Origin of the sequence: Weizmannia sp. FSL W8-1119 (genome assembly GCF_038008605.1) — a bacterium.
Lineage (GTDB): Bacteria > Bacillota > Bacilli > Bacillales > Bacillaceae_C > Weizmannia > Weizmannia coagulans.
This window is the reverse complement of record NZ_JBBOZL010000001.1, coordinates 3,178,305-3,190,695: the sequence shown is the minus strand read 5'-3', so window position 1 is coordinate 3,190,695 and position 12,391 is coordinate 3,178,305. Positions and strand designations below refer to the sequence as shown.

Genomic DNA, 12,391 nt, shown 5'->3' with positions numbered 1-12,391 from the left:
GGAGAGGATACGATGGGGATGCAATTTAGTGTACTTGCGAGCGGAAGCACGGGAAATGCGATCTATGTGGAGACGGAGCAGCATGCTTTTTTAGTGGATGCAGGTTTAAGCGGCAGGCAAATGGAACAACTTTTTGGGCAGATCGGCCGCAATATTGCCGATTTAAGCGGAATCCTTGTTACGCATGAACACAGTGACCATATTAAAGGAATCGGAGTGCTGGCGCGGAAATACCAGCTCCCGGTTTATGCAAATGACAAAACATGGTCGGCGATGGAAGGCATGATTGGAGAGATTCCAACAGATTTGAAGTTTTCATTCGGGATGGAATCTGTCCAATCGTTCGGAAGCCTTGAGATTGAGTCGTTCGGCGTTTCCCACGATGCCGCCCAGCCGATGTTTTATATTTTTCATGAAGGCGGCAAAAAATTGGTCATCATTACGGATACGGGTTATGTCAGCGACCGGATGAAAGGAACGATTTCCAACGCGGATATTTTTGTTTTTGAAAGCAACCACGATGTGGAAATGCTTCGGATGGGAAGGTATCCATGGAGTGTCAAACAGCGCATTTTGAGCGATGTCGGGCATGTGTCGAATGAAGATGCTGCACTTGCGATGGGCGAAGTGATCGGGGACCGGACAAAACGAATATACCTTGCCCATTTAAGCAAAGATAACAATATGAAAGACCTCGCACGGCTGGCGGTTTCCCAAACGCTCCAGGAACAGGGCCTGGCTGTCGGTGAAACTTTTTCATTATATGATACGGACCCGAAAATTCCAACGGCCTTAACGGCTGTTTAACCGCGGCGATCCGGCGGCAGAATCTGTCGCTGCGGACTCCCCCCAACCGCCGGGGCAGCTGTTTTACCGGCAGGCGGGATAGATTTCTTTTTATTTTGGCGCTTGATTTTTAGTAATTTTTAATTTCAGCCATTATAATGAAATCAGAATGGGCAAAAAAGGGCTCCTTCACCAAACTTCAATTTTCCTCATCAGTACAGAAAGGGTGATGCGCAATGGGATATTATGATGATCAGGATGGCCAACGGCGTGGAAAAGAAAACAGGCGGGGCGGCGGAAGGTTCGGCTATTTTCTTTCCGGGCTGATTGGCGTAATTGTGGGGGCGCTTGTGGTAGCCCTTCTTTTTCCAAGTATTTTTGGAAAAACGAACCCGGATTCCGCTGCGGTAGATTCGAATTCTGTGGCAAATACAAACCCATCAACGCCGAAAACAACGAAAACCGTCTCGTTAAAAGTGACAACCGATATTACAAAAGCAGTGGAAAAGACGGAGAAAGCGGTTGTCGGGGTCTCAAACATTCAAAAGCAAAGTATTTGGTCTGATGATATGTTTGGACAGGACTCAAAATCTTCTTCTTCCCAGGAAGCCGGATCCGGTTCCGGGATTATTTACAAAAAGGTTGGCGATAAAGCTTATGTCGTCACCAATTACCATGTGATTGAAGGGGCAAATGCGCTGGAAGTGACCTTATCGAACGGGAAAAAGCTTTCTGCCAAACTTGTCGGCAGCGATAAATATACGGATCTGGCCGTTCTTCAAATAGACGGCAGCAATGTGACAACCGTTGCCCAATTCGGTGATTCGGATGCATTAAAACTTGGAGAAACTGTCATTGCGATTGGCAACCCGCTTGGTGAAGAATTTGCCGGATCTGTCACAGAAGGGATTGTTTCCGGGTTGAACCGGACTGTTCCGGTGGATATCGATGAAGATGGAACGGAAGACTGGCAGGCAGAAGTCATTCAAACCGATGCTGCGATCAACCCCGGCAACAGCGGTGGTGCTTTAGTCAATATTGCCGGCCAGGTTGTCGGGATTAACTCCATGAAGATTTCAAATGAGTCGGTTGAAGGCATTGGATTTTCGATTCCAATTAATTCTGCAAAACCGGTCATCCATCAGTTGGAGACAAAAGGGAAAATTACCCGGCCGGCATTGGGTGTCGGGATTGTAAACGTCTCGGATATCCCGGCTTACCAACAGAAGGAAACGTTAAAATTGCCCGCCAATGTGACGACCGGCGTTGTGATCGGCTCTGTTGAAAACGGGTCCCCTGCAAGTAAAGCCGGTTTGAAAGAATTTGACGTCATTTACAAACTGGACGATCAAAAGATAGACAACATCGTGGAATTAAGGAAATTCCTGTATGAGCATAAACAGCCCGGTGATAAGGTGAAAGTGTCGGTATACCGGAACGGCCAGCCGAAAACATTCACATTAACGCTCGGGACCGCTTCGGGAAGAAATTAACAAACTGCGGAGGAAAGGCGGAAAGCTTTTCCTTCCTTTTTTTGCGGCATTCAGTTATCAACAGGGCAAAGCGTGCTGCGGACCGCAGCGGAAATGAACATTTTGTTGAAAAAAATTTTTATACGGGTGGATATTTGTGGAAATTGCTCGAGAAGAAGGTTATAAACAGGCTGTGAATAGCGAAAAATGGTGAAATATATCTTGTATGGAACGGTTATTCCCATACAAAATGTGGATAGTTTCTGTGGATATGTGGATAACTCTTGTCAATAGCTTGTGGGTAAGGTGGGTGTAAGTTGTGAATATCTCTATCGTTACAGTGGGAAAATTGAAAGAAAAGTATTTGAAGCAGGGCATTCAGGAATATTTAAAACGGCTTTCCGCTTACGCAAAAGTTGAAATCATCGAAGTAGCGGATGAAAAAGCGCCCGAAATGCTGAGTCCAGCGGAAATGGAGTTGGTAAAGCAGAAGGAAGGCGAGCGGATCCTTGCAAAAATCAGCCCGGACACCTATGTGATCAACCTGGCGATAGACGGGAAAATGAAATCGTCAGAAGAACTGGCCGGTTCCCTCGACCGTCTGGCGACATACGGCAAAAGCAAAGTTGCCTTTGTAATCGGCGGCAGCCTCGGCTTAAGCCAAGCCGTTCTCAAGCGCGGCAATGAAAGCCTCTCTTTTTCGAAAATGACCTTCCCCCACCAGCTCATGCGGCTCATTTTAGTCGAACAAATTTACCGCGCCTTCCGGATTATCCGGGGGGAACCGTATCATAAGTAGATGAGGTTTTTATAATAGTATATTTAGGTAATTATCTTTTTAATTGAGGAAAACTTCATCATAGCGTCATTAGACTTTTACGTTTATAATGATAATATGGCAAATAAATGTTGAGACAAAATATAACCGAACTCATAGGGAGAACGGTTTTTCTTTTTTAGGGTGCTGATTAGTGGTAAAATTGGGAATGGGTTAAGGAGGACGCTATGTTCGACTATTATTTAAATAAAGTTATTGAAGGTGACTGCTTAGAAGTTATGAAAGGCATACCGTCTAAATCGATAGATATGGTTTTATGTGATTTGCCATATGGAACGACCCAAAATAAATGGGATTCAGTTATTCCTTTAGATTTATTATGGAAAGAATATAGAAGAATTGTTAAGGATAATGGCGTTGTTGTACTTACATCTCAAGGTATTTTTACAGCGAAACTTATTTTAAGCAATGAAAAGTGGTTTAAATACAAATTGGTTTGGGAGAAATCAAAGGCCACAAATTTCTTGAATGCCAAGAAACAGCCATTGCGTAAACACGAGGATATATGTGTCTTTTATAAAAAACAACCTGTTTATAACCCACAGATGACTGATGGTGACCCCTATGATAAGGGGATTAGAAAAAACCAACTTACAGGAAGTTATGGAGATTTCAACCCAGTTCATGTGGTAAGTGATGGTAAGCGTTACCCAACAGATGTAATTTACTTTAAAACTGCAGAGTCAGAAGGAAAAGTATACCATTCTACTCAAAAGCCTGTAGAATTAGGTAGATACTTAATTCGGACATACACAAATGAAGGTGCTGTAGTTCTAGATAATGCATGTGGGAGTGGGAGCTTTTTAGTTTCGGCAATACTTGAAAATAGAAACTTCATTGGGATTGAAAAAAATGAAGATGTTGAGTTATATAAGAACGAAAAAGTAGATTTAATAGAAATTTGTAATAGACGAATAGAGGAAGCAATGGAGACAGTAAGGAAGGAGCAAGCAATAAATGAAAGGTATAGGAACAACGCGTGATAATGAACGCAGCTGGGCTATTGATTTAATTTCACAGATAAACTCCAGTGCTTTAGTTTGTAAAGAGGATAGTATTATTCAACATGCTGGAGGAGAGATGGGGCTATCAACTGGTAGTGGTTCTCTTTTCCCGGATGTACTTTTATTTGGGGATAAAGGAAAGACAAAGGTATTACAAGGTTGGGAATTAAAATACCCTGATACACCAATTGAAGATAGAGAACTATTTCTTAATGCAGTAAAAAAAGCAGAAATATTAGGCGTAAATAGTTTTTTACTTTGGAACGTTTCAATTGCAAGACTATACGTTAAAAATGATGAGAAAGGCCAATTCGAATTACTAAAGGAATGGGATGACCTTAAACATATAACAAAACGTTCTGAAGTTGCCTATAGTATGGCTGAAATTAATCAGCTTTTACGTAGTATATTACAAGAGTTAGAATACTATTTTCGTAATAATACCCTACGAACAGAAAAGGTTCTTAACTCAATTGTAAATGAACAAATGCTTTCTTTAGCTTTTAATAATATAGATGCTTGCGCTCATGCATTAAGGAGCGCCGCCGCTAGAGATAGCATGTTTAATGACGAAGTGTTAATATGGTGGGAAGCTGAAGGTAGAAGCTATGGAAAGAAAGCGAATTTATGGGTAGAGTTATCGAAATTAGCAATAATATCATTAATGAATAAAATTATTTTCGCTAATATTTTGAAGAAATATAACTCTAATGCATTGCTAGTTAATAAAATAAGTGAAACAACAACTATAGAGGAATGTTTAGAAATTTTCGAAAATATATCTGAAAAGTGCGACTTTTACAATATTTTTGAAGAAAAAGCTGGAGAGAAGTATATCGATAGTGATACCTTTAAAGTATTAAAAAATTTTAATGATTATATAATCAAGTTAGATTTCAATAATTTTAGTGATAAATTGTTAGAAGAACTTTTAAGTAAGGTCGTAACTAGAAGCAAACGTAAAGTTGCTGGACAATTCTCTACTCCAAAAGAACTAGCAATGATTTTGACCTCGTTGACAATGATGGATAAGGGAGTGCGTGTATTAGACCCTTGTTGTGGGACAGGAACTATTATAAAAGCAGCTTATGATTTGAAAACAATATCAGGAATAGATAATCAAGATGCAATGAAGCAAATATGGGCTGGGGACAAATTTAGGTATCCTCTTCAATTTGCAATGCTCGCTTTATCCTCGCCCGAAAATATTGGAAGGGAAATAAATATATACAAGGATGACGTATTTAATCTTAGTTCTACTCAGAACATAGAATTACATAGCCCAAATAGTAAAAATACTTTTAAGGTTAAATTGGGTAATTTTGATGTAATTGTTTCGAACCTTCCATTTGTTCAACAAGAAACGCTGGCTGAACTAAATCCAGAAGCTATATCATTTATAGAAGCATTAGATGATAAATTCAATGGTAGAAGTGATTTATATGCATATATAGTACTTAAAATTGATGAACTTCTTTCTGATAAGGGTAGAGCAGGGCTAATAATATCGAATTCTTGGCTAGGAACAGAGTTTGGGGAAACATTTTTTAATGAACTAAAAAATAGGTATCATTTGAAATATATTATAACTTCAGGTAAAGGTCGCTGGTTCAAAAATGCTGATGTAGTAGCAAATATAATTGTAATTGAAAAAGGAAATACAGACTTTAACAGAAAAGTGAATTTTATTACTTTAAAAGAAGAACCGAAAAATATAGTTGGTAACGGCGATAAAACAGAGCAGTTTGAAAATGTCTCAACTCTAGTTGCCAAAATTCGAAGAGAACTACCTTCAAATTTGTATGTCAGTCAGAGTTATTCTTATAAAGAAATATCTCTATTAGATGAGCTTGGCATAGTTAAAAATGCTTTGTTCGCCGAGTGTGGTTGGTTGGTTGATATCAAAGATAGTCTAGTTCCTTTAACAGATTATTTTTTTGTTAAGCGTGGAGAACGTCGAGGATGTAATGCCCTTTTTTATCCACAGAACCATAATATTGAACCGGAATATATTGTCCCTGTTATGAAAAAACTCAATACTTCATCATATATTATGGATTTAAGTGCTTCAATAGATGGATTTTGTTGCAGTAAAACAATTGAGGAATTAGAAGAACTTGGTCACTATGGAGCATTAAATTGGATACGTAGTTTTGAGAATGTTAAGGATGGAAATGGGGTTCCAATACCAAAATCAAAATCTGTTGTTAGAAAGAATTTATATTGGTACGAAATGTCGTTAACAAATAAATTTGATATAGGATTACTCATTAATCCTGATGAAAGACTATTTTTCTCAAAAGCACCTCAACCTGTTTTCTTTGACCAAAGATTGACTGGCCTCGTAAGAAAAGATGATACAATGAATTTAACATTACTGGCCGCATTATTAAATAGTATCATTGGAGTATATTACATAGAAGCAATTGGCTTTGGTAGAGGATTAGGGGTGCTTGATTTAAACAAAAATAAGGTAGAAGAAAGATTTAAAATGTTAAATCCAACCTTAATAAAGGAACAAGATAGATTAAAAATTCTAACTTTGTATAGCAATCTAGAGAAACGAAAGGTATTTTCGTTGATTGAAGAACTTCAGCAAGAAGACCGTTATAACTTTGATATAGCAGTATTAAAGGCTTTTGGTTTAGAAAGTAAATATGAGATGATTAAAAGTTCATTAATGCAATTATTTGAAATACGAAAGTCTATAAGAGATTAAAGGCGTACAAAAAGCATTTACGAATATATATTATAGACTTGTTTTTAATTTGCAAATCCCCAAACTTCTATTAAAGTTTGGGGTTTCTTTTATAAGGGGGAATAATATGGATAATCAATTGAGACAACTTTCATTTAAAAACGCATATTCCGCACGTAAATTTTTCCATTTTAAGATTTTTTTAAAGGAATTTTCTCCTTCTTTGTAGAATTGAATGATTATCTAAACTAGGGGAAGACGAGGAAATTTTTATGTCAGATCAAATTTTAACCTTACATGTGGGGCCGTCTCAACTTTTATCTAAACTGTGTGATGAAATAGAACTCGAAAAAACCATTAATGATTTAGTCAAATGGGATTCTGTCCGTTGTCATATCTCACCCGGAACAAGGATTAAAGCCCTTGTCTTAAACATTTTATGCAGTGGCAAGCCCCTTTATAAGGTTCATGAATTCTATCAAAACCTAGATTCTGAGATGCTTTTCGATACATCGGTTTCACCCGATCAATTAAATGATGATGCATTAGGAAGAGCATTAGATTACTTGTATGAAGCCGAAGCATGGAAAGTCTATTCCACCCTTGCATTAAAAGCACTAAAAAAATTGAATCTTCCTATTGGTATACTGCATAACGATACAACCTCAATTTCTGTTTACGGCGAATATAAGCAACCGAAGGAAGATGGACTGCAAATTACGTACGGGTATAGTAAGGCCCATAGGCCTGACTTAAAACAAATCGTTCTGGGGATGGGGGTCACACCTGAACGAATTCCTATCCTTGCAAAAGTAGAAAATGGGAATACTTCGGATAAATCTTGGAATGTGGAATTTATTCAAAAGATGAGAAAAATCCTTTCCCATGAAGATTGGAAAAATCTCATTTATCAAGCCGATTCTGCATTAATCACAACGGAAAATCTAGCGGAAATTCAACAACAAAATTTATCGTTTATTTCCCGTTTACCTGATACATTCGGTTTAAGCACAGAACTAAAGAAAGAGGCATGGTTGCTCAACAACTGGGAAAGGGTAGGCTCACTTAGCAATAAAAAAGACGCAGCTATTTACCAAATTCAAGCTTTTGAAAGACAAATTCAAAACCTTCCTTACCGGTTTCTTGTTGTCCACTCAAACAATTTAGATCAACGAAAAGAGAAAACCCTAAATCGGGCGATCGAAAAGGAAGAAATACAATTAAAAAAAGAGATAGAAAAACTGAGTAAAGTTATCTTTCATTGTAAAGAGGACGCACTAGAAGCAATTCAATCTTTTAAGAAAAAACAAAAGGCTTCATATTTCTGTTATAAACTAAACGTCCAGATGAGTGATCAACCTATCAAACGAAAAAAGAGAGGAAGACCTAAAAAGGACGAACAGACAAAACAAGAACAAATCTATCAAATACAACTGGAATCGTTTGAAAAAGATCATGATTTTATCGAAAATAAGAAAAAAATGCTCAGCACTTTTGTTTTAATCACAAATAAATTAGATGAGGAGACACTATCCAATCAAGAAGTTTTGAGGGTTTATAAAGGACAGTCGGCCGCTGAGACCCGTTTCCGATTAATCAAAGATTCACAAATGATTGATGCCATTTACTTAAAAACCCCGGAAAGGGTTGAGGCCTTAGGTATTGTGTATGTGATGGCTTTATTAATCTATGGAATTTTAGAATATCGAGTTAGAAAAGAACTGAAAGAAAAGAACCTATCTCTAATCTTGAAAGGAAAAAGGAAACTCTATCAACCCACAGGCCAAGCATTGTTAGAGCAATTAGAAGATATTACCGTGATCCTTATAAATCAAAATCAACAAAAAATAAGGCTCTTACCCGATAATATTGATTCACAAGCCAAAAAAATCATTGAATTATGCGGGTATGATGTATCAATATACGTGTCAAAAAATGTCGAAAACAAAGGAGAATAACACACAATAGGAGGAATTCATGAAAAGAATGTCGAATTGAAAAGAATTTTATCGAAAATTCCTCAAAAATAAGAAGATATCATCCCACCAAGCCATTTAAATATAGTTCATTCAAAAATTAGAATAAACTATATTTAAGACGTGCGAAATGTGGGTAAAAAGTATAACTCTTCAAAACGGGTTAACATTGTCCTGAATCCGTGACGAAATTTCCGCTTAAAGGCAAACAAATCGCATAAAATTTAGTATAATTGGTATATCAGACAAATTAAATTCATTCCACATTCAGGTGATCTCATGAAAAAGTTTGTGATAGAACCCACAAAAGAACGAATTGTTGCCCAAGCTGGCTTAGCGATAGTAGGAAATTTACTAAATCAAACGAATTTAGTTTCCAGGTTGAATGCCTATAAACTCCCTGATATCTCCCGGTATCCGGCTTGTTCCAATGGCGATGTGGCTAAATCTTATATCGGCTTGCTTTGCCAGGGAAAAAGTGATTATGACAATATTGAAACCTTCCGTGATGATGCTTTTTTTGCACTGGCTTTGGATATCCAGAGGGTTCCTTCCAGCCCGACTCTCAGGCAACGATTGGACCAGGCCGCCTTGGTGGAAAAATGGAAAACGATCTTGCACGAAGAATCGCTGGATCTGATTCGCCATACAAATGCGGAAATCAGCCCGGTTTACGCCAAAGACAAGCCGTATATCCCGGTTGATCTGGATGTCTCCCCTTTCGATAACTCCAAGACAAAAAAGGAAGGGGTAGAAAGAACCTATAAAGGCTGTGACGGTTATGCCCCTATGTTCGCTTACATGGGACAGGAAGGTTACTGCCTGCATGTTGAGATGCGAAAGGGAAGTGTCCACTGCCAAAAAGGTACACCAAATTTCATCCAGGAAACCATTCAATCTGCCCGGAAACTAACAGATCAGCCATTGCTTTTCAGGCTTGATTCCGGAAATGACAGCCGGGATAATCTCATTATTCTCCTAGAAAACCATGCAAGCTTTATTATCAAACGCAATCCCCGTAAGGAAAAAGCTGAGGACTGGCTGTACATTGCCCGAAAATATGGGATCTGTTGTGAAGAACGGGAAGGAAAGAAGGTTTACCTTGGATCCATCCCCGAAACCATTCAAATTAAGGACCAGGAGCGAAGCATCCGAAAAGTTTTTAAAGTGACCGAAAGAACCATCTCAAGAGACGGACAAATTTTTTTAATTCCCGAGTATGAATTTGAAACCTACTGGACGGACCTTGAAGTGCCGCCTCATGTGGTGATCTCTCTTTATCATAACCATGGCACTTGCGAACAGTTCCATAGTGAAATTAAATCAGAACTGGATCTCGAACGGCTGCCGTCAGGCAAATATGAAACGAATGGCCTTGTGCTCCATTTCGGTGTATTTGCGTATAACCTGCTTCGCTTGATTGGACAAGAAAGCTTGAAAAAACAAGATACGCCATTGAAAAAGAAAACAACAAGAAGAAGAATCCGAACCGTCATCCAGAATATGATCACACTGGCCTCAAAGCTGGTTTTCCGTGGCCGGCAATGGAAATTAAAAGTCGCGGAGACCAACAAATGGTTACCGGTCTTTACTCGTTTGTATCAAGCCTTTTACTAAACATCCCGATCAATAGACTACTAGGAAAAAAGAAATAAAAAACGAAAACTTGCAAAAAATGGAAATTTGCAGATTTATTTGGCGTGCACAAAAACGAATGAAACAGGGAAATTTTTACATACTGAATCACTAAAAGTGCATTTATCGAATAGTCGGACACCACTATATCCTTACTCTTGGGAAATCTACCTATTAACGGCGTTTGTTATATTTTCGTCACGGATTCAGGAAGAATAAATACGAGGACATTATACTCGTCAAATTCCGGACAGGCAATACCGTCAACTTTCGGTTATTTTTGGATGTCAGAAACAGTAGAATAGTAAGCTTTAATGGGAATAAAGGAGGGAATAAAAATGTGGAAGGATAGTGAAACAGAATTAGATTTTATAGACTTTGATTTTTTGATAGGAATACTTAAAGATATCATCGAAGATGAAGTGTAGAAGTTTGCAGACTTATATATTAGGGGGAAAGAATTAATAATGTTTTGGAGGATTAGTGTATAACTTTTAATTAGATGTACATATGTATTTCTGAAAGAAAATTTTAAAAAGTTATTAGAGTAATTTCTGTAATTAGTTTCATGATACTCATAATGATTTTTTAATTATGTACGAATAATTTAAAAGTACTGAGAAATATGATTTCGTCTTAAATAACAACGGAAACCCTATAACTAAGGAACTTCTTTATATGGTAATAATAAATTACTTACTTATTTAGGAGAGAGAGTTATGTATTTAAAAACACTAAGCTTATATAATTTTAGGAAATTTGCAGAGCGGGAAGATTCTAGTCCTGGTTTAACAGTACATTTTAATAAAAATCTAAACTTAATAGTTGGTGAGAATGATTCAGGCAAAACAGCTATTATTGATGCAATAAGATATTTATTGGGAAGTTTAAGTGATGATTATGAGAAGATTACTATGGAAGACTTTTACTGTATAAATAAAGATGAATTCGCAAAATCATTTATTATAGAAGGGATTTTTACCGATTTAAATGAAAAGGAAGCAGGTATTTTTTTAGAGTGGCTTTCATTTGATGCAGATAATGAATATCAGTTAAGAGTTATATTAAAAGTGTTCGCAGCCATGCCTAATGTCGCTATCGCAAGGGGTTTTGACATTTATTTTGGCGGGAGATATTTTAAAAAAGAGCCGTCAGCTCTATTGGCCATGGTATAATGGTCAATAGAGCTGACGGCTCTTAAACTAGAAAAGGAAAAGGTTACTTGCTCCTCCTGTGCTTGGCGGCCGGAGAACAAATAACCCTCCCAATACAATGCCTATTTTACTAGAATGTCCCCTTTCTATCAAGAGATATATAAAATTTGTTGAAACCTTCAATGATGAGGTCTTTTGTCCGTGTTGTGGAAGAAAACTCAGAAAGCACGGTAAGTATAACAAGACCATTCACTTCAAACACCGGTCCTTTCGTATACCCATCATGCGCAGAAGGTGCCCGGATTGTAGAAAAACCTTTTCATTAATGCCTTGCTTTACTTCCCCATGGGCACGGTTCGCGAATCATATTTATGAATTTTTGGGGAGGTGGCTGATGGAAGGTGTGCCTATTGGCCAGTTGGCCCAAAGGCTGACGACTCCTTCTGTTTCAGAGGTCTCTTTAAAAACATTATACCGTTGGAAACACCGATTTCTGGAATTTTGGGGGAAATGGTGGATTGATCAACGGAAGAAATGGGCATCCGAATTTCAAGAAGGGGAAAGTTTTCTATCCCTTTACCGAGAAGGAATCCGTTCTGATGAGGAAATTCAGCTTCTTCTTTCCTTCTTTTTTGCGGAAATTGGATCTGTCCCCTCTAAGGGGAGGCTATTTTCTACGATCAATCTCCGCCAGCCCTTCTACCACAATTAAGGTCAAAGGCCATGTCGGACCATTTACATATTAGTTCCTTATTTTCCATTTTCTTGCTCCACAAAATCTGTCTCTATCCCCGAGGTTAAAAGTCGGGGAAAATGGAGGTTGTTTTC

General features: G+C 37.9%; 9 protein-coding genes and 1 pseudogene. All 10 read left to right on the top strand.

Annotated elements, in window-relative coordinates:
- Positions 1–12 precede the first annotated feature (12 nt).
- The 10 genes and pseudogenes from NSQ19_RS15490 to NSQ19_RS15810 all read left to right on the top strand — a co-directional run bounded on the left by NSQ19_RS15490 (position 13) and on the right by NSQ19_RS15810 (position 12,275).
- Entirely contained in the window at positions 13–807 is a 795-nt protein-coding gene (locus NSQ19_RS15490; RefSeq protein ID WP_013860872.1) for an MBL fold metallo-hydrolase, read from the top strand.
- A gap of 215 nt (positions 808–1,022) precedes the next feature.
- A complete protein-coding gene (locus tag NSQ19_RS15485; RefSeq protein ID WP_340703147.1) occupies positions 1,023–2,279 on the top strand; it encodes a S1C family serine protease in 1,257 nt (418 codons plus the stop codon).
- A 298-nt stretch (positions 2,280–2,577) separates the two neighbouring features.
- The gene (rlmH, locus tag NSQ19_RS15480) at positions 2,578–3,057 is read left to right on the top strand and encodes a 23S rRNA (pseudouridine(1915)-N(3))-methyltransferase RlmH (protein WP_019720229.1); all 480 of its coding nucleotides are present in this window, start codon (positions 2,578–2,580) and stop codon (positions 3,055–3,057) included.
- 206 nt (positions 3,058–3,263) lie between these two features.
- The gene (locus NSQ19_RS15475) at positions 3,264–4,079 is read left to right on the top strand and encodes a DNA-methyltransferase (RefSeq protein WP_118498710.1); all 816 of its coding nucleotides are present in this window, start codon (positions 3,264–3,266) and stop codon (positions 4,077–4,079) included.
- Positions 4,054–6,819 carry an N-6 DNA methylase gene (locus NSQ19_RS15470; RefSeq protein ID WP_118498708.1) on the top strand — a complete coding sequence of 922 codons (2,766 nt, stop codon included), beginning with the start codon at positions 4,054–4,056 and terminating at the stop codon, positions 6,817–6,819. The genes NSQ19_RS15475 and NSQ19_RS15470 overlap by 26 nt, the downstream gene beginning before the upstream one ends.
- Before the next feature lie 251 nt (positions 6,820–7,070).
- On the top strand, positions 7,071–8,756 hold the full coding sequence (locus NSQ19_RS15465; RefSeq protein ID WP_029143146.1) for an IS1634 family transposase: 1,686 nt from the start codon (positions 7,071–7,073) through the stop codon (positions 8,754–8,756).
- A gap of 297 nt (positions 8,757–9,053) precedes the next feature.
- Positions 9,054–10,391: an IS1380 family transposase gene (locus tag NSQ19_RS15460; RefSeq protein ID WP_081355869.1), complete on the top strand. Its 1,338-nt coding sequence runs from the start codon at positions 9,054–9,056 to the stop codon at positions 10,389–10,391.
- Between the two features lie 737 nt (positions 10,392–11,128).
- Complete coding sequence (locus tag NSQ19_RS15455) at positions 11,129–11,584, top strand: AAA family ATPase (protein ID WP_340703146.1); 456 nt, start codon at positions 11,129–11,131, stop codon at positions 11,582–11,584.
- A 97-nt stretch (positions 11,585–11,681) separates the two neighbouring features.
- Positions 11,682–11,921 (top strand): annotated as a pseudogene (locus NSQ19_RS15815) (DUF6431 domain-containing protein); the annotation flags it as partial.
- A 36-nt stretch (positions 11,922–11,957) separates the two neighbouring features.
- Positions 11,958–12,275 carry a hypothetical protein gene (locus tag NSQ19_RS15810; protein ID WP_035180395.1) on the top strand — a complete coding sequence of 106 codons (318 nt, stop codon included), beginning with the start codon at positions 11,958–11,960 and terminating at the stop codon, positions 12,273–12,275.
- The last annotated feature ends 116 nt before the right edge of the window (positions 12,276–12,391 follow it).